The 25,556-nt window shown below is 67.5% G+C and carries 25 protein-coding genes; 16 read left to right on the forward strand and 9 right to left on the reverse strand.

What is annotated here, in order from left to right; all coding sequences use genetic code 11:
• Positions 1 to 26 precede the first annotated feature (26 nt).
• Together V7053_RS10335 and V7053_RS10340 are read right to left on the reverse strand one after the other, a co-directional pair.
• Positions 27 to 2,177: an ABC transporter permease subunit gene (locus tag V7053_RS10335; protein WP_334172199.1), complete on the reverse strand. Its 2,151-nt coding sequence runs from the start codon at positions 2,175 to 2,177 to the stop codon at positions 27 to 29.
• A gap of 133 nt (positions 2,178 to 2,310) precedes the next feature.
• Positions 2,311 to 3,354, reverse strand: a complete 1,044-nt coding sequence (locus tag V7053_RS10340; protein ID WP_334172200.1) for a sugar ABC transporter substrate-binding protein — start codon at positions 3,352 to 3,354, stop codon at positions 2,311 to 2,313.
• 16 nt (positions 3,355 to 3,370) lie between these two features.
• Here V7053_RS10340 and V7053_RS10345 point away from each other — a divergent pair, with 16 nt between their 5' ends.
• Positions 3,371 to 3,670, forward strand: coding sequence for a hypothetical protein (locus tag V7053_RS10345; RefSeq protein ID WP_334172201.1), 300 nt, complete (start codon positions 3,371 to 3,373; stop codon positions 3,668 to 3,670).
• 146 nt (positions 3,671 to 3,816) lie between these two features.
• On the opposite strand, the gene V7053_RS10350 is transcribed toward V7053_RS10345, so the two are convergent.
• A complete protein-coding gene (locus V7053_RS10350) occupies positions 3,817 to 4,818 on the reverse strand; it encodes a PDR/VanB family oxidoreductase (RefSeq protein ID WP_334172202.1) in 1,002 nt (333 codons plus the stop codon).
• A 3-nt stretch (positions 4,819 to 4,821) separates the two neighbouring features.
• A complete protein-coding gene (locus V7053_RS10355; protein WP_334172203.1) occupies positions 4,822 to 5,940 on the reverse strand; it encodes an aromatic ring-hydroxylating dioxygenase subunit alpha in 1,119 nt (372 codons plus the stop codon).
• 122 nt (positions 5,941 to 6,062) lie between these two features.
• Between V7053_RS10355 and V7053_RS10360 the strand changes: the two genes are divergently transcribed.
• On the forward strand, positions 6,063 to 6,650 hold the full coding sequence (locus V7053_RS10360; RefSeq protein WP_334172204.1) for a PadR family transcriptional regulator: 588 nt from the start codon (positions 6,063 to 6,065) through the stop codon (positions 6,648 to 6,650).
• Positions 6,651 to 6,698: 48 nt separating this feature from the next.
• Here the strand turns inward: V7053_RS10360 and V7053_RS10365 are convergent, their stop codons facing one another.
• Together V7053_RS10365 and V7053_RS10370 are read right to left on the reverse strand one after the other, a co-directional pair.
• Entirely contained in the window at positions 6,699 to 8,033 is a 1,335-nt protein-coding gene (locus V7053_RS10365) for an MFS transporter (protein WP_334172205.1), read from the reverse strand.
• Complete coding sequence (locus V7053_RS10370; RefSeq protein ID WP_334172206.1) at positions 8,030 to 9,100, reverse strand: MBL fold metallo-hydrolase; 1,071 nt, start codon at positions 9,098 to 9,100, stop codon at positions 8,030 to 8,032. Before V7053_RS10370 ends, V7053_RS10365 begins: the two co-directional genes overlap by 4 nt.
• Before the next feature lie 100 nt (positions 9,101 to 9,200).
• On the opposite strand from V7053_RS10370, the gene V7053_RS10375 reads away from it, so the two are divergent.
• Positions 9,201 to 10,130 carry a LysR family transcriptional regulator gene (locus tag V7053_RS10375; protein ID WP_334172207.1) on the forward strand — a complete coding sequence of 310 codons (930 nt, stop codon included), beginning with the start codon at positions 9,201 to 9,203 and terminating at the stop codon, positions 10,128 to 10,130.
• Between the two features lie 45 nt (positions 10,131 to 10,175).
• On the opposite strand, the gene V7053_RS10380 is transcribed toward V7053_RS10375, so the two are convergent.
• Positions 10,176 to 10,631: a MarR family winged helix-turn-helix transcriptional regulator gene (locus V7053_RS10380; protein WP_334172208.1), complete on the reverse strand. Its 456-nt coding sequence runs from the start codon at positions 10,629 to 10,631 to the stop codon at positions 10,176 to 10,178.
• Between the two features lie 137 nt (positions 10,632 to 10,768).
• Here V7053_RS10380 and V7053_RS10385 point away from each other — a divergent pair, with 137 nt between their 5' ends.
• From V7053_RS10385 to V7053_RS10410, 6 genes are all read left to right on the forward strand, one after another.
• Positions 10,769 to 11,719: an SDR family NAD(P)-dependent oxidoreductase gene (locus V7053_RS10385; RefSeq protein WP_334172209.1), complete on the forward strand. Its 951-nt coding sequence runs from the start codon at positions 10,769 to 10,771 to the stop codon at positions 11,717 to 11,719.
• Positions 11,719 to 12,603, forward strand: coding sequence for an amidohydrolase family protein (locus tag V7053_RS10390; RefSeq protein ID WP_334172210.1), 885 nt, complete (start codon positions 11,719 to 11,721; stop codon positions 12,601 to 12,603). The genes V7053_RS10385 and V7053_RS10390 overlap by 1 nt, the downstream gene beginning before the upstream one ends.
• Before the next feature lies 1 nt (position 12,604).
• Positions 12,605 to 13,825 carry an acyl-CoA dehydrogenase family protein gene (locus V7053_RS10395; protein ID WP_334172211.1) on the forward strand — a complete coding sequence of 407 codons (1,221 nt, stop codon included), beginning with the start codon at positions 12,605 to 12,607 and terminating at the stop codon, positions 13,823 to 13,825.
• Between the two features lie 70 nt (positions 13,826 to 13,895).
• Positions 13,896 to 14,387 carry a MaoC family dehydratase gene (locus V7053_RS10400; protein WP_334172212.1) on the forward strand — a complete coding sequence of 164 codons (492 nt, stop codon included), beginning with the start codon at positions 13,896 to 13,898 and terminating at the stop codon, positions 14,385 to 14,387.
• 51 nt (positions 14,388 to 14,438) lie between these two features.
• Positions 14,439 to 15,773 carry an MFS transporter gene (locus tag V7053_RS10405; protein ID WP_334172213.1) on the forward strand — a complete coding sequence of 445 codons (1,335 nt, stop codon included), beginning with the start codon at positions 14,439 to 14,441 and terminating at the stop codon, positions 15,771 to 15,773.
• Between the two features lie 13 nt (positions 15,774 to 15,786).
• The gene (locus V7053_RS10410) at positions 15,787 to 17,343 is read left to right on the forward strand and encodes an acyl-CoA synthetase (RefSeq protein ID WP_334172214.1); all 1,557 of its coding nucleotides are present in this window, start codon (positions 15,787 to 15,789) and stop codon (positions 17,341 to 17,343) included.
• Positions 17,344 to 17,505: 162 nt separating this feature from the next.
• Here V7053_RS10410 and V7053_RS10415 read toward each other — a convergent pair whose 3' ends face one another.
• A complete protein-coding gene (locus tag V7053_RS10415) occupies positions 17,506 to 18,369 on the reverse strand; it encodes a DUF1206 domain-containing protein (protein WP_334172215.1) in 864 nt (287 codons plus the stop codon).
• A 177-nt stretch (positions 18,370 to 18,546) separates the two neighbouring features.
• On the opposite strand from V7053_RS10415, the gene V7053_RS10420 reads away from it, so the two are divergent.
• The 4 genes from V7053_RS10420 to V7053_RS10435 all read left to right on the forward strand — a co-directional run bounded on the left by V7053_RS10420 (position 18,547) and on the right by V7053_RS10435 (position 21,972).
• Entirely contained in the window at positions 18,547 to 19,833 is a 1,287-nt protein-coding gene (locus V7053_RS10420) for an adenylosuccinate synthase (RefSeq protein WP_334172216.1), read from the forward strand.
• A 262-nt stretch (positions 19,834 to 20,095) separates the two neighbouring features.
• Positions 20,096 to 20,647 (forward strand): RNA polymerase sigma factor, encoded by a 552-nt coding sequence (locus V7053_RS10425; protein ID WP_334172217.1) that lies wholly within the window; start codon positions 20,096 to 20,098, stop codon positions 20,645 to 20,647.
• Positions 20,644 to 21,600, forward strand: a complete 957-nt coding sequence (locus V7053_RS10430) for a hypothetical protein (protein ID WP_334172218.1) — start codon at positions 20,644 to 20,646, stop codon at positions 21,598 to 21,600. Before V7053_RS10425 ends, V7053_RS10430 begins: the two co-directional genes overlap by 4 nt.
• A 9-nt stretch (positions 21,601 to 21,609) precedes the next feature.
• A complete protein-coding gene (locus tag V7053_RS10435) occupies positions 21,610 to 21,972 on the forward strand; it encodes a VOC family protein (protein WP_334172219.1) in 363 nt (120 codons plus the stop codon).
• Here V7053_RS10435 and V7053_RS10440 read toward each other — a convergent pair.
• Positions 21,969 to 22,739 carry a FadR/GntR family transcriptional regulator gene (locus V7053_RS10440; protein WP_334172220.1) on the reverse strand — a complete coding sequence of 257 codons (771 nt, stop codon included), beginning with the start codon at positions 22,737 to 22,739 and terminating at the stop codon, positions 21,969 to 21,971. The genes V7053_RS10435 and V7053_RS10440 overlap by 4 nt on opposite strands.
• A 202-nt stretch (positions 22,740 to 22,941) precedes the next feature.
• Here V7053_RS10440 and V7053_RS10445 point away from each other — a divergent pair, with 202 nt between their 5' ends.
• From V7053_RS10445 to V7053_RS10455, 3 genes are all read left to right on the forward strand, one after another.
• Positions 22,942 to 24,351: an MFS transporter gene (locus V7053_RS10445; RefSeq protein ID WP_334172221.1), complete on the forward strand. Its 1,410-nt coding sequence runs from the start codon at positions 22,942 to 22,944 to the stop codon at positions 24,349 to 24,351.
• An 86-nt stretch (positions 24,352 to 24,437) separates the two neighbouring features.
• Positions 24,438 to 24,875, forward strand: a complete 438-nt coding sequence (locus V7053_RS10450) for a CoA-binding protein (protein WP_334172222.1) — start codon at positions 24,438 to 24,440, stop codon at positions 24,873 to 24,875.
• A gap of 20 nt (positions 24,876 to 24,895) precedes the next feature.
• Positions 24,896 to 25,294 (forward strand): MmcQ/YjbR family DNA-binding protein, encoded by a 399-nt coding sequence (locus tag V7053_RS10455; RefSeq protein ID WP_334172223.1) that lies wholly within the window; start codon positions 24,896 to 24,898, stop codon positions 25,292 to 25,294.
• The last annotated feature ends 262 nt before the right edge of the window (positions 25,295 to 25,556 follow it).

A 25,556-nucleotide genomic window follows, 5' to 3' on the forward strand; every position in this document is an offset into this window, starting at 1 on the left:
GGGTGGAGTTGGTGTACCCGAGACTTCTAGGTGCGGGCGCGGCCGCGGCGGGCGACGGCGTCGATTGTCACCGCCGCCACGAGAACCAGCGCGGTGACGACGTACTTCGCCGGCGCGCTGTAGCCCTGCAGGCCCATGCCATTGTCGATCGCCGCGATGACCAGGCCGCCGAGCACACCATGCAGTACCTTGCCGCGCCCACCGAAAAGGCTCGTACCGCCGATCACCGCGGCCGCCACGGCGTAGAGCACGAGCGTGCCGCCGTCGTAGGAGGTGGAGACCGAGCGGAGCCGGGACGCGTAGACGATGCCGCCGATGCCTGCAGTGAAGGACGCGAGGATGAAGGCGATCGTCCGGATGCGGGCAAGGTTGACGCCGCCCCGTCGAGCGGCTTCGGCGTTGCCGCCGATGGCGTAGACGTACCGGCCGAACCGGGTACGGCCCAGCAGGAGCGTCCAGGCGGCGAGGGCCCCGAGCACCACGAGCAGCACCCACGGCACGCCGCTGATTTCGATCAGGATGCCGCGGTTGGTGTTGCAGAGCCAGACGATCGCGATACCGGCGGCGAGCACGGCGGCGATCTTCAGGGCGCTCACGCTGGCTGGCGGGGCGACGAGTCCGCTCTTGCGCCGGCGTGCGTCTCGGAGCCACGTCCACGCGCTGAACAACCCGACGACGACGAGCATGACGATCCAGCTGGCGATCGGGCTCAGGTTGCCGCTTGCGATGTTGTTGATGACGCTGTCGTTGATGGGCACGACGCCGCCGCTCCCGAGGATGATCAGCATGACCCCGAGCCATCCGAGCTGGCCGCCCAGCGTCACGACGAATGACGGCAAGCGGAGGCGGGTGATGATGGTGCCCTGCAGGAGCCCGATCCCCGCGCAGGCGAGCAAGCCGAGCGCGATCGCGGCCCACCATGGCCAGCCCGTCGACTCCTGGACGAGCTCGGCCATGATGACCCCGCCCACGCCCCCGACGTACCCGATGGACAGGTCGATCTCGCCAAGCAGCAGCACGAAGACCTGACCCATGGCCAGCAGCATGAACACGGAACCCTGGATGAGCAGGTTCACCAGGTTTCCCGGGGTCAGGAAGTTCGGGTTGAGCGACTGGAACAGCACCGAGATCAGGACGAGGCCTGCGAGCACGGGCAGGACGCCGCTCTCCCCGCCCCGGACCCGCGCGAATGCGGCCCGGAAATAGTCGGGCAGGGACGTGGCCGTGATGTCGGGGTTGAGGGCCAGGGCGGCGTCCCGCTTCGCGGCCTCGGTGGTGGGCTCGTCCGGGGTAGTAGGAGGAGCAGCAGCCGTCGCCGCGTGGTCCCGGCCCAGCTCTGCGGCCCGGGCAACCGGACGTTCCGCAGGGGATGGGGGCGCGAGCTCCGGCTTGCTCCTGTCCGAGAAGCCGGTGGTCATCAGATCGACAACGATCTGCCGGTCCAGCTCCGTCACCGGGCGAACGGCGACGAGCCGACCCAGATGGAGCACCGCGACGCGGTCCGCGACGTGGAACACGTCATTCATGTTGTGCGAGATGACGAGGACTGCCACGCCCCGGTCCGCAAGCTGGCGAATCAGGTGGAGGACGACCTCGGTCTGGGCGACCCCGAGGGCTGCCGTGGGCTCGTCCATGATGACGAGCTTCGAGTTCCACAGCACGGACTTGGCGATGGCCACTGACTGGCGTTGCCCGCCGGACAGGGAGGCGACCGGTTGACGGATCGAACGCACCGTCGTCACGGCCAGGCTCGTCAACGTCTCGCGGGCCGCGATCTCCATGCTCTCCTCATCGAGAAGAAGATGGCGCAGGCGCTCGCGGCCGAGGAACATGTTCTGCACGATGTCGAGGTTGTCGCACAAGGCCAAATCCTGGTAGACCGTCTCGATCCCGAGCGCGGCTGCCTCGTGCGGCGAGGTCAACCGGACGGGCCGGTCCTCCCAGAAGAGCTGGCCCTCGTCGGGGGCGAAGATCCCGGCGATGCATTTGATCAGGACCGACTTGCCGGCGCCGTTGTCGCCGGCCAGCGCGGTGACCTCCCCGCTCGGGACCTCGAGGGTGACGTCAACCAACGCTTGCACCGGTCCGAAGTTCTTGTCGATCCCCACGAGGCGAAGCAGCCGCCGGTCGTCCGGCTGGGCCGAAGCCTGCGGCTGGGATGGCGTTTCGAGAGTCACGCTTGCTCCTTCGAGGGTGAGCACTGGGGGTGAGCACTGGGGTGAGCGTGACCCGGCCGTTCCCTTCTCCTCGGGGAAGCGGCCGGGTCAACGGCTGTGAATCAGGTGATGTCCTCTGGCTTGGGTCCTGCTCCTATTGGATGCCAGCCGACGTGCACGCAGCCTTCACCTGCGCGATGCACAGCGCGGAGGACTTCACGGCGCCATCCTTCACGACCGTTTGGGCCATGTTCTTCGTGGTCACCCACACCGGGGTCAGAAGGACCGAGCTGACGTCGGTCTTCGCCGTGTCGTCCGTGGTCTTCCCGTTCACGAGAGAAGTCGGAACATCCATTCCTGCCCGCAGGTAGAGCGCGGCCGCAGCCGCTGCCTGGGCTTCAAGGTAGATCGGCTTGTACACCGTTCCGCACTGGTAGCCCTTCAGGATGTTCTGGAGTCCGGACAGTGACGCGTCCTGACCCGTGGTCGGGAAGGTGTTTGCCGGAATGTTCTTGCTCTGCAGATAGGCGATCACCGCATTGGCGTTGTCGTCGTTCGGGGTGACGACCGCGTTGATGTTCGGATGGGCGGTGTACTGCTGGGCGAACGTCGTCTGCGCCACCGACGGCGTCCAGGTTCCGGCGGGCTCGCCGACGTTCACGTATTCACCACTGTCGAAGTGCGGCTTGAGCACCCCGTTGTAGCCTTGGGCGAACAGCTTCGCGTTGTTGTCAGTCGGGTCGCCATCCATGATCAGGATGTTCGGCTTGGCGACCTTCCAGTCGGCGAGGCAGCTGACTTCGCCCTGGCCGATCAGCTGGCCGACTTTGACGTTGTCGAAGCTGACGTAGATGCGACCGTTCGCGCCGCCCTTGACGAGACGGTCGTAGTCGATCACTTTCACGCCGCGCGCCGCAGCCGCCGCTTCGATGGCCGCTCCCGAACCAGAATCGAGAGCGTCGACCAGCAAGACAGAAGCTCCAGCCGTGATGTCCGCTTCGGCCTGGGTCTGCATCGTGCTCGCACTGCCCTGTGCATTGTCGACCTTGAACTGGCTCGAGTTGAGGCCCGCTGCCTCGAAGGCCTTGGTCAGGTACGGGGCGTCGAAAGTGACGTACCGCGCGGAGGTCGTGGTGTCGGGCAACAGGACGCCGACCATGCCCTTGCCCTGGGAGGCGAGCGACGTGAGTTGACTCATCGCTGAGAAGTCCGACGTGAACGCAGTGGCCGAAATCTGCGGGACGGCTCCCCCGGAGCTTGTAGAGCTCGAGGATGGCGACGAGCTGGGGGTGCTGCAACCGGCGAGTGCTGCGATGGTGACGGCTGCAACGAAGGCACTTTCGACGCCGCGTGCTGAAACCTTCGAGTGTTTCAAGGTGATCTTTCCTGGTATTGGTCGCTATTCAGGCGACCTGGCGGGGCCGGCCCAGGATGGGCGTTGCGGCCGGATGCAGGTCGACGCCGGAGACCGCGGCGATTCCACCAAATTCGTCGACAGGTCAGCTGCAGGCTGACAGTCGACTCAAGGACCAGTGACTGGATATCACTGTGCCCTTGCTGCTTTCATGACTACGTTCTAGACCCCAAGTCAAGTCTTCGCAAGGGACTTGGGACCTGCTCCCACACCCGACGTGTGCGCTGTGGCGTGCGTCGGGGAGGGTCAGCTCACCTCGATGCTCACGACGGCGCGCCCTGGGTTCCGGTGGGGCGCGGACTTCGCGGTGGTGACGCGGGAGACGCAGCAGCACATCTTCGCCGAGGCCTGCTGCTGGCGCTCGCTGTAGAAGACGTCGCGGTGGTCGATGTCGCCCGAAAGCTCCAGCACCTCGACCTCGCACAGACCGCATTCGCCTTTGCGACAGTCGAACATCATGTCCGCCCCCGCGGCTTCAAGTGCTTCGAGCATGGAACGCCCCTGGGGGACCACCGTCTCGATGCCGAGCCGAGGGATGCGCACGACGAATTCCTCGGGGTCGAACCAGCCGCTGTTGCCGAAGGTCTCGTAGCGGAGGCTTGGGAGGCCGAGCCCGAAGTCCTGCCACGTGCGGCGGACGGCGTCCATGAGCCGGATGGGGCCGCACATGTACAGCTCGGTGTCGGGATCGAGGCCGCCCACGAGCGCTCGGACATCGAGGGCCGACCCCTCGGCGCTCACATGGGCCTCGAGCCGGTCACCGTGCTCGGCGGCGAGTTCGTCGAGGTAGGCCATCGCGTCCCGGCTCCGCCCCACGTAGACGAACCGGTAGTCCGCGCCGAGCTTGGCAAGTACGCGGGCCATCCCGAGGACGGCCGTGACCCCGATCCCGCCTGCGAGGATGACGTACCGCGCAGCACCGACGCGCAGAGGGAAGTTCTGCATCGGCTGGGTGAGCTCCACGACGTCGCCCTCCGCCAGCGCATGCATGAAGACCGACCCCCCGCGCGACGTCCGCGTCCGGAACACCGACAGGGCAAGGCGCGTGCCGTCGTCGTGCGTTTCGACGACGGAGTAGGAGCGCACCTCGCGTACGCCGTTAAGGTCGACGACGACGTCCACGTGCGTGCCGGGCGCGGCGCGGACGGGGGCATCGGGCTCGATGACGATGCGGCGGATGTCACGCGCGACGTCGCGGACCTCCACGACTCGGCCCTTCTGCCAGACGGCGCTCGAGTTTGCGGCCATCTCTCAGGCTCCCATCGCGGAAGGCACGGGAGCCGACTCCGACGCGAGGCGCCCCTCGGCCTCGAGCATGCGCTCGATGAGCCTGCGGACCCACATGCCGCCGGCGTCGATGTTGAGGCTGTAGAACTCGTAGTCCGGGTTGGCGTCGATCGCCGCCTGCTGGGCCTTGAGCATGGCCTCGTCCTCGCCGAACACCCCGTGCACGCCGTTGCGGAGCTGGGTGGTGATGAGCTGGCTCTCCAGGCGGTAGTTCCGCATGAACGCCCAGAAGTAATGGCAGGTCTTCTCGGTCTCCGGGGAGATCGTGTTCATGACGTAGCCGTTGACGCCCTGGCTGCGGTCGCCGTCGAACGCTCCGGTTCCCGCCTTGGCGACCCCGACGTCGATGGTGATGGTCGATGGCGCCTCGAAGCGGATGATCTGCCACCGGTCCACCCGGCCCTCGAAGCCGGGGAACTTGTCGCGCATGTTCTTGAGCCAGAAGGGCGGGGCCTCGATGTCGAACATCCACCGCGAGACGGTCACGGTCTGCTCGTCGTGGGTGACCTTGAAGTCCGAGGCGCTCAGCTCCTCCTGGCCGATCGAGGAGGAATGGACGAACTCCTCGTGCGTGAGGTCCATGAGGTTGTCGAGCACGAGCTGGTAATTGCAGGGGGCGTAGATCGTCTCGCCGTCGCCCGCCCACTCGGGGGAGCTCATCTGGTGCATGTCGGGGATGAGGGAGGGATCTGCCTTCTCCGGGTCGCCGAGCCACACCCATGCGAAGCGGTATCGGTCGACGATCGGGAACGACGGCACCGTCGCCGAGGGATTGATGGTCTCCTGAGCCGGCATGGACGTGCAACGGCCGGCGGAGTTGTACCGGATGCCGTGGTAGGGGCACTGGATCTCGTCGCGGCCCACGGTCTTCCCCATGGAGAGCGGGGCGAGCCGGTGCCAGCACGCGTCGGCGAGGGCCACCGGCCGGCCGTCCTCCGTGCGGAAGAGGGCGAGCGGACGGTTGGCGATGGTGCGTGCCAAGGGCTTGCGCGTGAGCTCGTGGTCCCACCCTGCGACGTACCAGGCGTTGACGGGGTGAGCGAGGGTCTTGTTGGTCGTCGAGGTTGGCCTGTCCTGAAGCATGGATGCTCCTTCCTGCCCGCCGTCTTTGGCAGACAACTATCTATCTTCATAGATAGACGGTGAGATGGACCACACTCTATCTATGGACATAGGTAGTTGCAAGACCCCGATAGGGTAGCCGAATGAGCCTCCGGAATGCGCTCTTGGCGATGCTGACGTCGCAGCCCATGACCGGCTACGACGTCTACAAGAACTTTCAGACCTCGGTGGGGTACGTCTGGCATGCCCCGGACTCGCAGATCTATCCCGAACTGCGCCGCATGGAGCAGGATGGCCTCATCCGCGGGGAAACGGTCCCATGGGGCAAGCGGGGCACCAAGAAGCGCTACTCGATCACCGAGGCCGGGATCCGTTCGTTCCAGGAATGGCTCAACACTCCTCCGGAGCACCAGCGTGAACGCGATCCGATCCGCCTGCGCGCCGCATATCTGGAATGGGCCGAACCGGCCGCGTCGGAGGAATTCTTCAAGGCCCACATCGCCTACCACTCCGCCCGGATCGACGACTGGAAGGACATGATCCGAACGCTCCGCGACCACTCCAATCCGACGCTTGCGAAGCGCGTCCAGGAAAAGTCCCCGGAAGAGGCGGAACGCATCACTGCCTACAAGGTCTTTGCCTACGAGGGCATGATTTCGAGGGCTGAGGCCGAGATCGCATGGGCCAGGAAGGGCCTGGGCCTGGTGGAAGAGCTGGAGGGCGGCAGGTAGGACGACGGCGGAAGGTGCCTTCCGCCGTCGTCCGCCCTTTGGTGTGTGCTACAGGTTGCTGTTCGTCCCCTCCTTGGCAAGGATCAGGGCCGTGGCACTGAGCGCAGAGAACCCGATCCACAAGACAGCCACCATCCAAAGGGAGCCGCCTGCGGCGATGACGAGACTTGTGGCGATCAGCGGGGTAAAGCCGGCGCCCAACGTGCTGGCCAGTTGGTAGCCGATGGATGTGCCGCTATAGCGGATGTTGGCGGGGAACAGCTCGGCGGCGAAGGCGCCGTACGGGCCCGCGGTAAAGCCCTGGATCACGCTCAAGCCCAAGAAGAGGGCTAGGAAGAATCCCCACACGGAACCGGAGTCGATCAGCCACATGATCGGGAACGCCAGCGCCATGGCCGCGATGGTTCCGCCGAGCATGACCTTCTTGCGGCCGATCCGGTCGCTGAGGCGGGCGGCGACGACAATCATGATGATCGTCGCCACGCCCGCAAGCGCCTTGACGTTCAGCACCGAGGTCTGCGCCAGCGTGGCCTGCTCCACGGCGTAGGAGATGGCCCAAGCTCCCATGAGACCCTGCGCAGCCTGGCCGGCGATGCCTGCGAATACGGAGACGAAGAAGCTGCGGGGGTGCTTGGCCATGACCTCGGCTGCCGGGACCTTGACCCGCCTAGTCTTGGCGGCTTCCTTGAACACAGGGGACTCGGCCACCTTGAGACGGATGATCAGTCCCACCATGACCAACACGGCGCTGAAGAGGAACGGAATGCGCCAGCCCCAGGACAGGAAGTCGCCCTTCGGAAGGGCGGACATCGCGCTCAGCACGAGGGTGGCAATGATGGTTCCGGCCGGGGCGCCCATGTAGGCGAAGGAGGCAGCGAAGCCACGGCTCTTCTTCCTGGCGTGCTCGAAGGCGAGCAGCATCGCGCCTCCCCATTCGCCGCCCACGGCGATGCCCTGCACGACCCGAAGGGCCACGAGCAGGATGGGCGCCGCGACGCCGATCTGGGCGGTGGTGGGAAGCAGGCCGATCAGCACACTCGAAACGCCGATCATGACCACGGTGACCACGAGCATGGCCTTTCGGCCCAACTTATCGCCGAGGTGGCCGAAGATGAGGCCTCCCAGCGGGCGTGCTACGTACCCGGCGGCGAGGGTGGTGAACGAGAGCATGAGTCCTACGCGCTGGTCCACGCCGGTGAAGAACACCTTGTTGAACACCAGGCTCGCTGCCGTGGCGTAGAGGATGAAGTCGTAGTACTCGATCCCGGTGCCCAGGAAGCTGGACGTCAGGATCTTGCGCATTTCGCGGGGATCGACCCCAGGCTCGTCGGGTGACGGTGCCGCTGAGGGCATGGATGGGTGGTGGGCGCTGCTGGTGGTCATGAGGTTGCCTTTACAGGTTCGACGACGGTGTCGGAGGTGACGCGGGGTGTCGAGGCGAAGGAAATGATCTCGAGGTCTTCGGGCACAAAGAGCTGGCCTGCGAACGTTTCGCGGGCCTTGAGCCATGATTCGGCGGGCGCGAAGGCGGGAACCAGATGGTGCAGCACCAGCGAACGGGCACCGGCTTGGGCCGCGAGTTCACCCGCTTGGCGTGCCGTGGTGTGGGCGCGCCGGTGGTGGTCCATCGTGGCGTTCATGTGGACCTGGTCTGTGTACTGCCCAGCGATGCTCTCCAGGTCGATCGCTTCGTGCAGCAGAAGGTCGGTGCGGTGGGCGATCCGAACGAGGTTGCGGCATGGAGCGGTGTCTCCGGAGATCGTCACTGAACCTTCGGCGGCGTCAAAGCGGAAGGCGAAGGCCGGAGCCGTCGGGAAGTGGGATACCAGGATCGCGGTGACTTCCACCAGATCGTCCTTGAAGATCGTGAACGGCTCCATGTCGGGACACGCGTTGTCGTTGGGGTCGAAGCCTGTTCCTTCCGGGAGCACGATGTCGTGAACGTCGAAGTGCTGCGACGGAGGCCGCGTGAGGGAATCAAAGATCCGGTCGTTGATATCGGTGGCGTACGCCGCTGTCAGTGTCTCGAACAACTGCTTGATGCCGGGTCCAGGGTTGGCCGGAGCCACCACCTCGGGAGCGGAGTCGGCCCGTGCGGAGAGAGGGGGGAGCTTCCCGCGGGGGCCGGGTCCGTACACAGGGATCGGATCGAGCGCAGGGTCCTTCCGCTCGAATTGGCCGAAGAGAATCATGGACGCTAGATCGACGGTGTGGTCCGAGTGCATGTGGGTGATGAACAGGCCGCGCACTTGGTCGATGCCCAAGCCGGCGTTCTTCAGCTGCCGTCCCGTGCCTTGTCCGCAGTCCACCAAGTAGACGCGCCCCGCGACGACCACGGCGGTGCTGATCCCGCTGCGCTCGCTTCTGCCGGCCGTGTTCCACCACCTGGGTCCTCCGGCTGTGCCCAAGGCCACTATGTGCGGCCCGAGTTGTGAATCAGAGGGGTCCATGCCACTCCTTCGTGTCCTGGGATGGGTCATGCGACCAGCGTGATCTACGTCTCATCAGATGTAAAACAAATAGATTTAGGCAATGACCTAAGATTTCCTTATGAAAGAGATGACGCTGCGCCAACTGGAATACTTTGTGGCTGTCGCGGAGTCCCAATCGATCACCCAAGCGGCCCTCAAGTGCCATGTGTCGCAGGCGGGCATGAGCCTGGCCCTGAAGGAACTGGAAGCGTCCCTCGGGGTGCAGCTCATCATCAGGCGCAAGGCCAAAGGGGTTTACCTCACGCCGGTCGGCCGCATCGCGGCAACCCGCGCCAGAGCTCTCATCGGCGAAGCCCAACATCTCGTCGACGCCGTGGACGCCGGGGCCGAGGGCTACTCCGGCACCTTCACGGTAGGCTGCTTCGCCACGCTGTCGACACTGGTACTTCCGGAGGTGGCCGAGTTCTTCGCTCGGGAGCACCCGAACGTGGCCCTCGACTTCGTGGAGGGTTCCGGCCCCGAGATCCAGGAGAAGATGCTCCGGGGCCAGATCGACGTCTGCTTCATCTACGAAGCCCAGCGACATCCAGAGGCCGAGGCGGTGATGCTGCGCCGGCAGGATTTCCGCGTGGCGCTCTCGCCCCGGCATCCGCTCGCAGAAAGGCGAGCCATCGATTTGCTGGACCTTGCGCCCTACCCCGCTGCTCTGCTGGATGTGGAACCCGCATCGTACTTGAACGAGGCGATGCTGCGCCGCTTCGGCGTCGAACCCAACATCATGTACCGAAGTTCCAGCGTGCACACGATCCGCGCGATCGTAGGCCGCAACCTGGCCTACTCGCTCCTGATGGAGCCGGTGGATGAAAGCAGCGAACGCTTGCCCCTGAAGTATCTTCCGATTGCGCAGGAAACTGGAACCAATTCACTGCTTGTCGCGTACCCCCAGGGAGTCAAGATGTCGGGCTTGGCGAGGGGCCTGATCGAGCACTGTGCCAGCGTCTTCGGCGGGACTGGACGAGGAACCGCACCTCTAGCCGTCCAGGACTAGAAACCAGCGAGTTCGTCGATCAGGAGAGCGGTTTAGCCGGTTCCTCTACCCCCAGAGCGCCTTGCGCAGAAGGTCTCGCAGCGTCGTGACTTCGCCCGGGGCGAGCAGCGACAACTGTGTGGTCTCGCATTCCTTCATCGCGACTTCGGCCTTCGCGTGCAGGCGCTCGCCTTCGGGCGTGGCGAGGACGATCTTCTGGCGCCGGTCGGTCCGCCCCTGCTCCCGGGAGACCAGTCCTCGGCCTTCGAGATCGTCGATGAGCGACACGATCTGGCTGGGGTCCAGCGCGAGGAAGTCCGCGAGTTCACGCTGGGTCGGCTCGAGCCCGCTGCATGCCAACCGCAGCACCGAGTAGGACCGCTCGCGCAGGCCGAACTCGGCCAAGGCCTTGTTGTTGAGCAGGGACCCGGCGGCGCGAAGCTTCGCGAGCAGGAGCCCGATGTCGTCGGCGACCGCGCCCCCGGCCAGCCGCGGCGCTCCGGCCTCGTCCTCAACGCTCACGCGCTTCGCCTCCAAACATCCTCAAAAACAATCGTTGACATTTTCAATGATCCGTCTTTTCATGGATCGTGACAAGGGTCTCACGGCCACGGAGCCGCCTCCAAAGGGACGGCAGCAGGAATGCAAGGGAGCATGGCATGAGCCTGGCAGGCAAGGTAGCGATCGTCACCGGAAGCGGGCAGGGCCTGGGCTTGGCCTACGCACGGGAGCTCGCGCGGCAGGGTGCGGCCGTCGTCGTCAACGACGTCAACGAGGAGGCCGCGGCCGAGGCGGTGGCCTGGATCGAGGCCGACGGCGGGAAGGCGACCGCCGTCGTCGTCCCCGTGGGCACCACGGAGGCCGCGAAGGCGCTCGTCGAGGGCGCGGTCGCCGCGTTCGGCCGGCTCGACATCCTCGTCACGAACGCCGGGATCCTGCGGGACAAGAGCCTGCTGAAGATGACGGACGAGGACTTCGACCTCGTCGTCAACGTCCACCTCCGCGGCACGTTCACGTGCGTGCGCGAGGCGTTCGCGTACTTCAAGGCCAACGGCGTCCCGGGCCGGATCATCGCGATCGGCTCCCCGACGGGCCAGCGCGGGAACTTCGGCCAGACCAACTACGCCGCCGCCAAGGCCGGGATCGTGGGCATGGTGCGCACGTGGGCGCTGGAGATGAAGAAGGCCGGCGTCACGGTCAACGCCGTCGTCCCGGTTGCCGCGACCGCGATGACCAAGACGGTCCCGTACTTCGCCAAGGCCGTCGAGGCGGACGAGCGCGGCGAGGCCATGCCGGCCTTCTTCCGCCACGACCTCGGCTTCGGCACCGCCGACGACGTCGCGGGCCTGATCGCGTACCTGGCCTCCGAGGAGGCCGCCGCGATCACGGGCCAGGCCATCGGCGCGGGCGGGGACCGCCTCCAGGTCTGGACCCACCCCGAGCCCGCCACGACGGACTACCGCGAGGGCGGCTGGACGTACGAGGCGCTCCAGGAGCGCGGCGCCGAGGTCATCGGAGCCCACCTCCAGAGCGTGGGCGAGGAGTTCCTCCCGCTGCCCGCCGAGCTGCAGCCCGAGCAGGCCCCGGCTGGGACCAGCGGGGCGCGCTGATGCGCTACGAGCTCGGGATCGACGTCGAGAAGGTCGACGCGATCGACATGCACGTCCACCTCGAGGTGGACTCGTGCGGGCACGCGTCCCTCCCGGCCGCGCTGACGGAGGCGTCGGCAAAGTACTTCAAGGCCGAGGACCGCTCGCCGAGCCTGGAGAAGATCGCGGACACCTACCGCGAGCTGAACATGGCCGCCGTCGTCTTCACGGTCGACGCCCGCACCCAGCTCCACCACGAGCCCAACAGCGTCGATGAGCTCATCGAGGGCGCGGCCCAGCACAACGACGTCCTGATCCCCTTCGGCTCGGTGGACCCGCGCACGGGGGAGGAGGCGATCGCCCGCGCGAAGCACCAGGCCCTCGAGCTCGGCGCGCGCGGGTTCAAGTTCCACCCGTCCCTGCAGGGCTTCGACCCCTCGAGCCAAGAGTTCTACCCGCTCTGGGATGCGCTCCAGGAACTCGGCCTCCCGGCGGTCTTCCACACGGGCCAGAACGGCATGGGCGCGGGGCTCCCTGGCGGGCACGGGATCAAGCTGCGGTATTCGAACCCGCTCCTGCTCGACGACGTCGCCGCCGACTTCCCCGGACTGACCGTGATCATGGCGCACCCGTCGGTGCCGTGGCAGGAGGAGGCGAACTCGATCGCGACGCACAAGGCGAACGTCTTCATCGACCTCTCCGGCTGGTCGCCGAAGTACTTCCCGGAGTCTCTCGTGAAGGCCTCGAACTCGGTCCTGCAGGAGAAGGTCCTCTTCGGCACCGACTTCCCGCTCATCACCCCGGCCAAGTGGCTCGGCGCGTTCGCCGACCTGCCGCTCAAGGACGAGGTGCGCCCCAAGATCCTCAAGGGCAACGCCGTGCGCGTGCTCGGGCTGGGGGCGTGAGATGAGCACGACGACGGAGCTCGGCTCCAGCGAGCAGGCTCGCCTCTACGACGTGGCGGACTGGTACGACGCCGAATCCCTCCTCACGGACGACGAGCGCCGGGTCCTGGGTCGCCTTCGGAAGTTCCTCGACGAGAAGGCCCGCCCCCTGCTGGCCGAGTACTGGGAGCGGGGCGAGTTCCCCGAGGAGCTCCGACAGCCGCTCGTGGACCTGGACCTCATGGAGCCGGCCGAGCTCACCCGGGAGGGGCGGCCGGCCCGCGGGATCTACCAGGGCTTCCGGATCTTCGAGCTCGCCCGCACCGATGCCTCGCTCGCGACGTTCTACACCGCCCAGGCCGGGCTGTTCCGCACCGCGATCCGGGTCGGCGCCTCGGCGGAGCAGCAGCGGGAGTGGATGCCGCGCGTCGTCGACTTCTCGCTCAAAGGCGTCTTCAGCCTCACCGAGCCCGAGCACGGCTCCGACATCGCCGGCGGCCTCGCGACGACCGCCAGACGCGAACCGGGGGGCGGCGGCTGGGTCATCGACGGCGCGAAGCGGTGGATCGGCGGGGCCGCGACAGCCGACGTCCTCGCCGTGTTCGCCCGCGACGTCGCCGACGGCCAGGTCAAGGCGTTCCTCGTCCCGCGCACGGCGCCCGGCGTCGTCGTGGAGAAGATCCGCCGCAAGACCGCGCTGCGCATGATGCAGAACGCGCACATCACGCTCGACGGCGTCCGCGTCACCGAGGCCGACCGTCTCCACAACGTGAACTCGTTCAAGGACGTCGCCGCGATGCTGCGGGCCATGCGCTCGGACGTCGCGTGGATCGCCACCGGAATCCAGGCCGGTGCGTTCGAGGCGGCCCTGAAGTACGTGCGCGAGCGCGAGCAGTTCGGGCGTCAGCTCGGCTCGTTCCAACTCGTCCAGGAGAAGCTGGCCCGCATGCTCGGGAATGTGACCGCGAGCCTCTCGCTCGTCGTCCGGCTCACCCAGCAGCAGGAGCGCGGCGTCTACCGCGACCAGGATTCTGCGCTCGCGAAGATGCAGACGTCCCTCGCGATGCGCGAGACCGTCGCCCTCGCCCGCGAGGTCGTCGGCGGCAACGGGATCACCCTCGACACCGACGTCGCCCGCTTCCACGCCGACGCCGAGGCCGTCTACTCCTACGAGGGCACGCACGAGATCAACGCCCTCATCGTCGGCCGTGCGCTCACCGGCGCCAGCGCGTTCGTCAAATAGCTGTACCCGAAACGCAATTCTCGCCACATAGCTGTACCCGAAACGAAGAGAACCCGTCAAAGGAGACCCCATGACCGCCCCCCGCACTGTCGAGCCCCGTTCCATCGAGCCGCGCCTCGTCGTCGGCTTCGACAAGCTCCTCACCATGTCCGGCGCCGACCTCGGCGCGACCGACTGGCTCGAGATCACCCAGGACCGCGTCGACCTCTTCGCCGACGCGACCGACGACCACCAGTGGATCCACGTCGACCCCGAACGCGCCAAGGACGGCCCGTTCGGCGCCCCGATCGCGCACGGCTTCCTCACGCTCTCCCTGCTCATCCCGTTCTGGGGGGAGCTGTTCGACGTCGAAGGCGTCACCACCAAGGTCAACTACGGCCTCGACCGCGTCCGCTTCACCTCCCCCGTCAAGGTCGGCTCGAAGGTGCGCATGGCCGGCCGGATCGCCGAGGTGACCGAGGTCAAGGGCGGCGCCCAGATCAAGGTCAACGCGACCATCGAGATCGAGGGCCAGGAGCGTCCCGCCGTCGTCGCCGAGTTCCTCGCCCGCTTCTACAAATAACCCGCCCCCGGCCCTTCTCCCTCACCCACCCAACCGCCCTTAGGAACCGCCATGTCTGGAACAACACAGCTCAAGCAGATGGGCACCGCCGGGCAGCGCAAAGAAGCGCGCACGGTCATCCTGTCCAGCTATCTCGGCAGCACCATCGAGTTCTACGACTTCCTCCTGTACGCGACCGCCGCGGCGGTCGCCTTCCCAAAGGTGTTCTTCGCCGGCTCGGACCCCTGGGTCGGAGCGGTCGAGGCCTACGCGACCTTCGCCGCCGGCTACGTCGCGCGGCCTCTCGGCGGGGCGATCTTCGGCCATTTCGGCGACCGCATCGGGCGCAAAGGCATGCTCATCGTCTCGATGACCGTCATGGGCCTCGCCTCCGCGGCAATCGGTCTCGTTCCGGCGGCGAGCGTCATCGGCTCCTGGGGCGCCGTCATCCTCGTCCTGCTGCGCGTCCTGCAGGGAATCGCCGTCGGCGGTGAATGGGGCGGCGCCGCGCTCATGGCGCTCGAACACTCCGACCCGAAACGGCGAGGCTTCGCGGCGTCGTTCGTCAACGCGGGCGCCCCAACAGGGGCGTTCCTGGGGACGGTGATGATGGGCGTCGTCTCGGCGCTGCCGCGCGAGGACTTCCTCGCGTGGGGCTGGCGCGTTCCCTTCCTGCTCTCCTTCGCCCTGCTCGTCGTCGGCCTCTTCGTGCGGCTCCGTGTCTCGGAGAGCCCCATCTTCGCCGCCGCTGTGGCTGCGGAGGAGGCCCAGCAGGACGCCGCCCCGAAGCGCAGGATCCCTCTCTTCGACGTCCTCCGGCGGCCCAAGGCCCTCGTCTTCGTCATGCTCGCGGGGGCGGCTGCCTTCGCCCTCCAAGTCGTCCTGTCCACGTTCGCGGTGACGTATGCCGTGACGAAGGGCGCGCCGCAGCAGGGCGTCCTCTACGGATTCGCCGGGGCTTCTGTCATCTCGATCGCCTTCGTCCTGCTCGGCGGCCGCATCTCGGACCGGTTTGGGCGCCGTCCGGTCATGATCACCGGGCTCGTGCTGTTCGTCGCGTACCTGTTCCCGATGTTCGCGCTCCTCGGATCGGGCAACGCGTGGCTCGTCTTCCTCGCGTTCACCCTCGCGCTCGTCTTCCACTCGACGCTCTACGGCCCGTTCGCCGCGTTCGTCTCGGAGCAGTTCGGCACGACGTCGCGCTACACCGGGGCCGCGCTCGGCTACCAGCTCGCGACCCTGATCGGCGGGGGCTTCACGCCCGGCATCGTGGCCTCGCTCTACAAGGAGTCGGGCCTGAGCATCGCCACCGTCATAGGTTTCCTCGCCGCCATGTCCCTCGTCTCCGCCGTCTTCATCCTCCTGACGCGCGAATCGAAGGACAATGACCTCACGACCGTCCGCTAGGAGGGCAGTCTTCATGTACAACAACGGTGTTGGTTCGTGGCTCGAGCGGCGCCGGCCGAAGTCCGGGCCCAAGACGGCGCTGATCGCGGGGGAGCGGAGCATCGGCTACGGTGAGCTTGCCGAACGGGTCCGTCGGCTTGCGCAGGCGCTCCGCCGCCGCGGCGTGGTCCGGGGGGACCGGATCGCGTACCTCGGCGAGAACGATCCGGCCTTCGTCGAGACCTTCTTCGCATCCGGCCTCCTCGGCGCCGTGTTCGTGCCGCTCAACACGCGGTTGGCGGCGCCCGAGCTGCAGTTCCAGCTCGACGACGCCGGGGTGCGGCTGCTCGTGAACGCCGGGCGCCTCGACGCGCTCGCGGCCGCGGCCGTCGCGGGAACGGGTGTGCAGCGCCGCGTGGTCGTCGCCGAGGCGGGCGCGGACGACGCCGCCGCCTCCACTGCTGACGGCGCCCCCGCCGTCGAACGCTACGAGGAAGCGCTCCGCGGCGCGCGGGACGAGCCGATCGACGAGACGGTCACGCTCGACGACGGAGCGATGATCCTCTACACGTCAGGCACCACGGGCCGGCCGAAGGGGGCGCTCCTGACGCATGGGAACATCATCTGGAACTGCTTCAACGTGCTCGTGGACACGGACCTGAGGGCCACGGACATCGCGCTCATGATCTCGCCGCTGTTCCACGTGGCCTCGCTCGATATGGGGCTCTTGCCCATCCTGCTCAAGGGCGGGACCGCCGTCCTCGAGCAGAAGTTCGAGCCGGGCCGTGCGCTCGGGCTGATCGAGCGCCACGGGATCACGACGCTCAACGGCGTGCCGACGACGTTCCAGATGCTCGCCGAGCACCCCGCCTGGGAAACGACGGACCTCAGCTCGCTCACGAAGCTCACGTGCGGGGGCTCGGCGATGCCGGCGCGCGTGCTGGAGGCCTACGAGGCACGGGGGATCGGCTTCTCCAACAACTACGGCATGACCGAGACCGCCCCGGGCGTCACGACGCTTCCGCTCGAGCGTTCGCGCGACAAGGCCGGCTCCGCCGGGCTCCCGCACTTCTTCACGGACCTCCGCGTTGTCGATCCGCTCGGGGAGGTCCTCGCGCCCGGCGAGGTGGGGGAGATCCAGATCTCCGGACCGAACGTCATCAAGCAGTACTGGAACCGGTCCGATGCGACGCGCGAATCGTATGCGGACGGGACGTGGTTCAAGTCAGGGGACATGGGCTACCGGGACGACGAGGGGTTCCTCTACGTGTCCGACCGGCTCAAGGACATGATCATCTCCGGCGGGGAGAACGTGTATCCCGCTGAGGTCGAGGCGGTCATCGTCGAACTGCCGCAGGTGGCTTCGGTCGCCGTCATCGGGGTGCCCGACGAGAGGTGGGGCGAAGTGCCGCGGGCGATCGTCACCCTCCGCGACGGCGCCGAGCTCACGGACGACGACGTGCGGGCCCACCTCGACGGCCGGCTCGCGCGCTACAAGATCCCGAAGTCGGTGGTGTTCGTGGAGGAGATGCCGCGCACCGCGAGCGGCAAGATCCGCAAGGCCGAGCTCCGCAGGCAGTACGCCCACTAGCCGTTTCGGGTACGCCAACTCGCGTCCTGGGCCGTCTCGGGTACAGGTAGTTGGCGTACCCGAGACAGGCCGAGGAGCAAGTTTCTGTACCTGAGACGGCGAGGAGGGGGAGTTGGTGTACCTGAGAGGCTTGGGAGGGGGGAGTTGGTGTACCCGAAACGGTTAGAAGTGGGCGTATCTTGCTCTCGCCGCCGAGTAGACGCCGTAGCACGCGAGTCCGATCGCGACCGCGCCCAGAATCCAGCCGCCGAAGGGCTGCGCCGCGAGGCCCTTGAGGGCGCCGTCGAGACCCGACTGCTGCTGGGGATCGTGCCGCGCGGTCGCGACAAGGACCAGGACGCCGAGCACGGCAAGCGCCACGCCCTTCGCGACGTACCCCACGCTCCCCACGATCTTGACCCACGTGTGGACCGACGGGAGGGGCTGGGCGTCCTTCCCGAGGAACGACTGGGTGAACCCGCGGTAGCCGAAGTAGCCTGCTGCCCCGAGCAGCACGAGCCCCGCTGCGACGAGGACGACGACGCCGAGGGGCACCGCGAGCAGCGTCGCCGTGATCTCGCGCGACTGCTGGCTCGAGTTCTTCCGGTTGCCGAGCGCGAACGTCGCGAACAGCACGGCGAGGGCGGAATAGGCGACGCCGGTTCCTCCCGGCCCGAGCCCCTTCGTCGGCTTCCCGTGCCGCCGCCATTCCGCGAAGAACTCGAAGAACATCCAGAGGGCGAGCGCCGCGCAGCAGAGCGTTCCACCGCCCAGGATCAGCGGGCCCCCCGGAGCGGAGGCGATCTGGGCGACGGCGCCCGACTCGTCCGCGTGGTTGTTGCTCCCGCCGAGGGCCACCTGAGCGGCGAGCCACGCGATGAGGACGTGGAGGAGCCCGACGAAAGCGAATCCGGTGCGGGCCACCCCCGTCGCCCAGGGGGAGCGCGACGCCTCTTCCGCCCCACGCTCGACAGAACGGGCCCCGTCCTCCGCTGCGTCGCGGGTCTTGTCGCCCGAGCTCCGATGATCGTCCGCGGATTCTTCCATACCTGATGGTTTCCCCGTCTTCGGCATCTCATGCCCCGCTTCGGTAGACTTGGGTGGCAAGAGCCCCGGCACTCTTGCCGAGCAGCTTCATCGCCAGTCGAGCTGCACGTAAGAGACGGGGCTTTCGCATGAAGGCTGTCGGCCAGACGGACCGTAGGCGTACCTGGGGAGGAATCCATGCCAGCAATCGTGATCGTCGGAGCCCAGTGGGGCGATGAGGGCAAGGGCAAGGCGACGGATCTGCTCGGACACCGCGTTGACTACGTCGTCAAGCCGAACGGCGGCAACAACGCCGGGCACACCGTCGTCGTCGGGGGCGAGAAGTACGAGCTCAAGCTCCTTCCCGCCGGGATCCTGAGCCCGAACGCGATCCCGATCATCGGCAACGGCTGCGTTGTGAACCTCGAGGCGCTCTTCGAGGAGATCGAAGGCCTCGAGGCCCGTGGCGGCGACACGTCCCGCCTCCGGGTATCCGCCAACGCCCATCTCGTGGCCCCTTACCACCAGACGCTGGACAAGGTGACGGAACGCTTCCTCGGCAAGCGCGCGATCGGCACGACCGGCCGCGGCATCGGACCGGCCTACATGGACAAGGTGGCGCGCCTCGGCATCCGAGTGCAGGACGTCTTCGACGAGTCAATCCTGCGGCAGAAGGTCGAGGGTTCGCTCCACCAGAAGAACGAGCTGCTCGTCAAGGTCTACAACCGCCGCGCCGTGAGCGTCGACGAGACCGTCGACTACTTCCTCGGCTTCGCGGACCGCCTGCGCCCCCTCGTCGTCGATTCGACCTACGAGCTCAACAAGGCGCTCGACGACGGCAAGGTCGTCCTCATGGAGGGCGGCCAGGCGACGTTCCTCGACGTCGACCACGGCACCTACCCGTTTGTGACGTCTTCGAACCCGACGGCGGGCGGCGCGTCGGTCGGCTCTGGCATCGGCCCGACCCGCATCTCGCGCGCCATCGGCATCATCAAGGCGTACACGACGCGCGTCGGCGCGGGGCCATTCCCCACCGAGCTCTTCGACGAGATGGGCGCCTACCTCCAGAAGACCGGCGGCGAGTACGGCGTCAACACGGGCCGCCCGCGCCGCTGCGGCTGGTACGACTCGGTCCTTGCGCGGCATGCCTCGCGCGTCAACGGCTTCACGGACTACTTCCTCACGAAGCTCGACGTGCTCACGGGCATCGAGAAGATCCCTGTGTGCGTGGCCTACGACGTCGACGGCGTGCGCCACGACGAGATGCCGATGACGCAGACGGAGTTCCACCACGCGAAGCCGATCTTCGAGTACTTCGACGGCTGGACCGAGGACATCTCGCGCGCCCAGACCCTCGACGAGCTCCCGGCGAACGCCCGGGACTACGTCCTCGCGCTGGAAAAGCTCTCGGGCACGCGATTCTCCGCCATCGGGGTCGGCCCGGACAGGGACCAGACGATCGTGGTCCGCGACCTCATCGACTGAGCGGCGGCGCCCCTCCCGTGGCCGCGGGCAGGGCCGCCGAGGACCCGTAGGGGGCCCAGAGAAAAAACTTCCAAAAAAATCTCTGGGCCGCGTAACCCGCAAGCCGTCCCGAACGATGACATGGGTGGAAGCCGGGCTGGAATCTGTCCCCCATCATGTTCCAGCCCGGCTTCTTTCATGTCTCCAGCAGCCGGGACGAGAACGCCTCCGTGCCCGTACACTGGGACGGCCAATGGGGAGTTCTCGACGAGAGCGGGGATCAGTGCCGGATTCGCTCACGGATCGCGACTTGGTCGCGGGCATTCTGCCGGAGACGGAGCTTTTCTCCCGCGTCTACGAAAGCCTGGCGCCAGCGGTCCTCGGCTACCTCGGCGCCCGCGGCGTAGATGACCCGGAGGCACTCATGCAGGACGTCTTCCTGAGCGTCCTTCCCCGAATCGGCGAGATCAGCGGGGGAGTGGCGGGGCTTCGAACCTTCGTCTTCTCGGTCGCGCACGCGCGGGTCGTGGACTACTACCGCCGTGTGGAACGCCGACCACGCAGTGTCGACTACGACCCGCTCGCAGACATGCGTACCGTGCCCTCGGCCGAGGCCGAGGCGCTCGTCCGCACGGGACAGACGGACGCCCACCTGCTGATCGGGGCCCTCAAGCCCGAGCAGAGGGATGTCCTCATGCTGCGGATCGTGGGCGAACTCAGCATCGAGGACGTCGCGAGCGTGCTCGGCAAGACGCCGGGCGCGGTCAAGCAGCTTCAACGGCGGGGCCTCAAGGCCTTGCGCGAGATGGTTTCGGAAGGGGTGATGGCACTGTGAGCAGCGAATCGATGCGGGACGCCGTGACCGACATCCTCGCCGATGCCGGTCTGGCGGACGACGGCGCGCTGGTCCGTGCGCTCGAATCGTTCCGTACGCTGTGCCCGCCCGAGGCGCCCAAGCCGAGCGGCGCACTGGCGGAGCTCCTCGCCCGTGGATCGGCGGCTGTGGGCGCGGTCCCGCCGAGTCGTGCCGCGAGCCGCGCGGCCGAGGCAGCCGCCGGCAAGTTCTCGGCAGGCGTGGCGCCAGCCGTTCCCCTCCACCTGCGGAAGCGGCACCGCGGCGCCGCGATCAGCGCGGCCGTGATTGCCGGCGTCGGACTCAGCGCGTCCGGTGTCGCGGCGCTCGGCGGCGTCGACTATTCGGCGAACCCGCCCCAGGTGGACGTGCGCGGTCTCGCCGCGGTTCCCGGTTCAGCGGCCAGCCCCTCCGCCCCGGCCGAGGCCTCGGGGGCGCCGGACGCGATCGTGCGCCAGGCACAGGCTTTCGCAGGCACGGCCGCCGGCGGTTCCGCGGCTCACGCGGATCCCGCGGCCGCCACACCGCGGGCGGAGGACGACGCGCGGCCCGGCGCCGGCGTCGTCGTGCCCTCGGGATCCCCCGAGCAGGCCGTCGAAAGTGCTGCAGCCAGCACGGTTGAATCCGCCGCCGCCGACATCGAAGACTGCGCGTCCGGCGTCGTCCGGGAGGCCGAAGCCGCGGTTTCGGCCCAGACGGTGCCGCGCCATCGGGCCGATCCCGTTCCCAGCCGCGGCCGGCACGTCGCACTGGAAGCGGCCGCTACGGCCAGAGCCCTCGCGGGGCCGTTCACCTCGGCATCCTTCACGGGAGCGCCCGTCAAGGAGGCCGTGGCCATGGCCGAGGGGGTGGCCCAGCAGGTCTCGTCTCTGGCCGGGCAGGGTCTCGCGCAAGAGGGCAGGCGAGCCCTCGCCGCGCTCGGTGCCCGGCACTAGAGTGTCGGCATGGCCATCGCTCGTTTCCCCAGCATCGTCATCGACTGTCCCGATCCCGGCGAGCTGGCGCGGTTCTACGGCGCCCTGCTCGACTGGAAGGCGGACGTGGAGCCCGATCTCAGCTGGGCGGAGGTCCGCGCCGACTACGGGCAGTGCATCTGCTTCCAGAAGGTCGAGGACTACACGGCGCCTCGATGGCCCAGCCAAGAGCTGCCCCAGCAGATGCACTTGGACGTCGTCGTGGACGATCTCGACGCCGCCGAATCCGCCGTCGTCAAGCTCGGCGCCAGGAAGCACGAGCATCAGCCCGGGACGACCTTCCGCGTCTTCCTCGATCCGGCCGGCCACCCGTTCTGCCTCTGCGTGAGCTAGTGCTGCCCGACCTCCTCTGCTGAGGGGCTCTCGAGCGCCCCGAACCGCTCGCTGACCTCGGACATCGTGCGACTCATGAGCGCGCGCATGGCCGCGTGGGCTCCATCAGGGTCGGAGCGCTGGATCGCAACGGCCACGTTCATGTGCTGTTCGAGCGCTTCCGCGTGCGGCCGTTCGGGCATGAGGCCGTGGTGGGTTCGGCCCGCGAGGACCTCCTCGACCAACGGGTACAGGGCCGTGAACATCTCGTTCCCGGACGCTGCGAGCACAAGGCGGTGGAACTGGATGTCGAGCTGCAGGAAGCGTTCGGCATCGGTGTCCTGGCCTGCGGCCCACAGCTCGCCGGCGAGGGTGAGGAGCTCCGCGGCGCGCTCCTGCGGTGCGCGGAGGGCTGCGAGCCGCGCGGCCTCGGGCTCGACGGCGGTGCGCAGCTCGGTGAGGGAGCGCAGCTGGGCGAAGCGGGCCGAGGAGTCGAGCCGCCAGCGGATCACCTGCGGATCGTAGACGTTCCACTCGCTCGTGGGCAGGATCTGGACGCCGATGCGTCGGCGCATCGCAACGAGCCCCATGGAAGCGAGCACTCGGACGGCTTCCCGCACTACAGAGCGCGATACGGCGTAGCGCTCCTCGAGTTCTTCGATCTGCAGGACGCTGCCCTCGGCCAGCGCGCCGTCCGCTATCGCGGAGCCCATGCTCTCGAGCACCTTGGCGTGCAGGCCGCCCGTGAGGGCTCCGCCGGAGGTTTTGAGGGGGCCTGCTACCGGCATGGAATCTCCTGTAGATCGGCGACGATCGCGTGTCTACATCATAGCTGTTGCACAAGTCACGGTTTTAGATATGATCTATGACGCATCTGGGACACGAGAAACAGATGTAAACCACCCCCCATCAAGGAGTGACTATGGCGTCAACTCACACCGCCTTGCCGGCAGGTGCAGCGCGCGCCGGTTGCCAGCAAGAAAGGCGATGATGGACCAGACCACCATCCGACGGTTGTCCGACGAGGCAACCGAAGTCCTTCTGAACAAGGAAGGCACATCCTCCAGCCGCCGCGGCGGCTGGATGATGATTGCCACGATCCTCATCGAGGCGTGGGACCTGTACGCGATCTCCTTCGTCCTCGTCTTCATCTCGGCCGAGTACCACCCCACCGCAGTCCAGCTCGGCCTCGTCACGGCCGGCGTGCAGGGCGGCGCGCTCATCGGGGCCTTGATCGGCGGCTTCGTCGCGGACCGCCTGGGGCGCAAGCGCGTGTTCATCCTCACGATGGTCCTGTTCATCGTGCTCGCGCTCGTCCAGGGGTTCTCAACGAACGTCTGGGACCTCATCATCGTCCGGTTCCTCATCGGCATCCCGCTCGGCAGCGACATCTCCAACGGCTACGCCTACATCATGGAGTCCATGTCGAAGGGTGCCCGCGAGGTCATGGGCAGCCGCTGGCAGTTCATGTTCGGCCTCGGCGAGGTCTTCTCGATCCTGGTCATCACCGTCATGTACATGACGGGCATGGACCACGCCATCCTGTGGCGCGTTGCCCTCGCGATCGGCGCGATCCCCGCGTTCATCCTCCTGCTCGCCCGGCTCGACCTGCCGGAGACCCCGCTCTCGCTCATCCAGCGGGGCCAGTTCGTCAAGGCCAAGGAAGTCTCCCAGCGCCTCTTCAACGACCCCCTCGCCATGCTCCCCAACGAGAACGTGGTCATGGAGAAGCCCAAGGTCGGGGACTTCCTCAAGGTCATCTGGGCTGACAAGACCAAGCGCCGCGCCACGATCTTCGGCTGGATCTCCAACGCCTGCCAGGGTGCCGAGTTCACGGCGTTCGGGTTCTACCTCCCCGTCATCCTCGTCACCGCGGGCGTCGGTGTGGCCGGCAGCGGCCACACCACCAACATCACGGGCACCAACTTCGTCACGGCCGCGATCTACGTCCTCGCGACGATCTCGGGCCTGACTGCTCCGATCATGATCTCCAAGATCGGCCACCGCGGCGTGGCGATGTGGGGCTACGGCCTCGCGTTCGCGGGCCTCGTGCTCGGTGCCTTCGCCCTCGGCGCGAACATCCAGTGGCTCATCGTCCTGGGCGCATGCACCCTCATGTGGGGCCACTACTGGGACGCCTCGAACGGCATGACCATCACCTCGATGGTCGCCCCGGCCCGGTTCCGCGCGACGGCCTCCGGGTTCGGCTACGTGTTCGTGAAGGGTGCCTCGTTCTTCGGTGCGTTCGTGTTCCCGATCATGACCGCCTCGTGGGGCAAGGTCGGCGCGACGCTCGCCGTCTCGGTCCTCTCGCTCATCGGCTTCCTCGCGGCCAAGTTCATCCTCCCGGAGCTCTACGGCTACGTGGACCAGGAGGGGAAGGCTGTCGCCGAGGTCTAGAAGCAGGCTTCAGCAGCAGTTCCTTCGACGGCGGCGTGGTCCTGTGGGGCCGCGCCGCCGTCGTCGTCTGGGCGTAGAGTGGCGTTATGGGACATGTCAACGATCCCGCCGTGATCGACCGACTCATGGACACGCCGGGCCGCTGGGCCGTCGTCGGCCTCACCCGGAACCAGTGGCGCGCTGCCTATTCCGTCGCCGAGTTCCTGCGCGATGACCTCGGCCAGCAGATCATCCCCGTGAACCTCCGCGCCGAGGACGTCCTCGGGGAGAAGGCCTACGCGAGGCTGGCCGACATCCCCGCCGAACTGCATCCGATCGACGTCGTCGACTGCTTCGTGAACTCCCAGCGGGTCGGGGACGTGGTCGATCAGGCCATCGCGGTCGGGGCGAAGGCCGTATGGCTCCAGCTCGGCGTCATCGACGAGGCGGCGGCGGAGCGTGCGAAGGCCGCGGGCCTCGACGTCGTCATGAACGCCTGCCCCGCCCAGGAGGCGTGGCGCCGCACCCGCCGCCACCCCGCCTGACTCCCCGCTAGGCTGACGCCATGGATGCCGAAGCGGTCAGAGAGCTGTGCCTCTCGTTCGCCGGAGCGTACGAGGACTATCCTTTCGGGCCCGACATCGCCGTCTACAAGGTGCGCTCGCCCGCCTCGGCGGGCTCCGCCGTCGACGGCAAGATGTTCGCCGCGATGCGCCCGGACGGCGAGCCGCTCTCCATCTCGCTCAAGTGCGAGCCTGCCCTCGCGGTCCAGCTTCGCGCCGCCCATCCCGAGATCACCGGTGCGTGGCACATGAACAAGCGGCACTGGAACGGCGTGCGCCTCGACGGCGAACTCACCGACGAGGCGGTGAGGGACATGGTCGAGGACTCGTACGACCTCGTTGTCGCGTCCCTCCCCAAGGGGCAGCGCGAGGCGCTCGGCTGGGCGGGGCTCGCGCGCTGACGCCCGATCAGGGGGCTGTTGCCGCCGGCTGCGCGAGAGCAGATCCGCCGGTTCCTTCCGGATCCGCCGGTTCGCCCCATTTCCGCCGCCAACAACCCCCTCCTCTCCGGCTGACCCCCTCCTCTCCGGCTGACCCCCTTCCCCGAGCGGGTAGGGGGTTCCCCGAGCGGGCAGGGGGTTACCCGAGCGGGTAAGGGGTCACCCGAGCGGGTAGGGGGTTACCCGAGCGGGTAGGGGCCACCCGAGTGGGTAGGGGGTTACC

It is taken from the genome of Sinomonas sp., from assembly GCF_036848755.1.
GTDB lineage: Bacteria > Actinomycetota > Actinomycetes > Actinomycetales > Micrococcaceae > Sinomonas.

What these genes read in the sequence shown, in the direction of transcription:
- V7053_RS10385 (WP_334172209.1), top strand. Translation starts at nt 10,769, where the DNA reads ATGAGCCTGGCAGGCAAGGTAGCGATCGTCACCGGAAGCGGGCAGGGC.
- V7053_RS10410 (WP_334172214.1), top strand. Translation starts at nt 15,787, where the DNA reads ATGTACAACAACGGTGTTGGTTCGTGGCTCGAGCGGCGCCGGCCGAAG.
- V7053_RS10375 (WP_334172207.1), top strand. Translation starts at nt 9,201, where the DNA reads ATGAAAGAGATGACGCTGCGCCAACTGGAATACTTTGTGGCTGTCGCG.
- V7053_RS10390 (WP_334172210.1), top strand. Translation starts at nt 11,719, where the DNA reads ATGCGCTACGAGCTCGGGATCGACGTCGAGAAGGTCGACGCGATCGAC.
- V7053_RS10445 (WP_334172221.1), top strand. Translation starts at nt 22,942, where the DNA reads ATGGACCAGACCACCATCCGACGGTTGTCCGACGAGGCAACCGAAGTC.
- V7053_RS10350 (WP_334172202.1), bottom strand. Translation starts at nt 4,818, where the DNA reads ATGGCCGCAAACTCGAGCGCCGTCTGGCAGAAGGGCCGAGTCGTGGAG.
- V7053_RS10365 (WP_334172205.1), bottom strand. Translation starts at nt 8,033, where the DNA reads ATGACCACCAGCAGCGCCCACCACCCATCCATGCCCTCAGCGGCACCG.
- V7053_RS10355 (WP_334172203.1), bottom strand. Translation starts at nt 5,940, where the DNA reads ATGCTTCAGGACAGGCCAACCTCGACGACCAACAAGACCCTCGCTCAC.
- V7053_RS10450 (WP_334172222.1), top strand. Translation starts at nt 24,438, where the DNA reads ATGGGACATGTCAACGATCCCGCCGTGATCGACCGACTCATGGACACG.
- V7053_RS10440 (WP_334172220.1), bottom strand. Translation starts at nt 22,739, where the DNA reads ATGCCGGTAGCAGGCCCCCTCAAAACCTCCGGCGGAGCCCTCACGGGC.
- V7053_RS10435 (WP_334172219.1), top strand. Translation starts at nt 21,610, where the DNA reads ATGGCCATCGCTCGTTTCCCCAGCATCGTCATCGACTGTCCCGATCCC.
- V7053_RS10420 (WP_334172216.1), top strand. Translation starts at nt 18,547, where the DNA reads ATGCCAGCAATCGTGATCGTCGGAGCCCAGTGGGGCGATGAGGGCAAG.
- V7053_RS10405 (WP_334172213.1), top strand. Translation starts at nt 14,439, where the DNA reads ATGTCTGGAACAACACAGCTCAAGCAGATGGGCACCGCCGGGCAGCGC.
- V7053_RS10360 (WP_334172204.1), top strand. Translation starts at nt 6,063, where the DNA reads ATGAGCCTCCGGAATGCGCTCTTGGCGATGCTGACGTCGCAGCCCATG.
- V7053_RS10415 (WP_334172215.1), bottom strand. Translation starts at nt 18,369, where the DNA reads ATGGAAGAATCCGCGGACGATCATCGGAGCTCGGGCGACAAGACCCGC.
- V7053_RS10370 (WP_334172206.1), bottom strand. Translation starts at nt 9,100, where the DNA reads ATGGACCCCTCTGATTCACAACTCGGGCCGCACATAGTGGCCTTGGGC.
- V7053_RS10400 (WP_334172212.1), top strand. Translation starts at nt 13,896, where the DNA reads ATGACCGCCCCCCGCACTGTCGAGCCCCGTTCCATCGAGCCGCGCCTC.
- V7053_RS10455 (WP_334172223.1), top strand. Translation starts at nt 24,896, where the DNA reads ATGGATGCCGAAGCGGTCAGAGAGCTGTGCCTCTCGTTCGCCGGAGCG.
- V7053_RS10395 (WP_334172211.1), top strand. Translation starts at nt 12,605, where the DNA reads ATGAGCACGACGACGGAGCTCGGCTCCAGCGAGCAGGCTCGCCTCTAC.
- V7053_RS10340 (WP_334172200.1), bottom strand. Translation starts at nt 3,354, where the DNA reads ATGAGTCAACTCACGTCGCTCGCCTCCCAGGGCAAGGGCATGGTCGGC.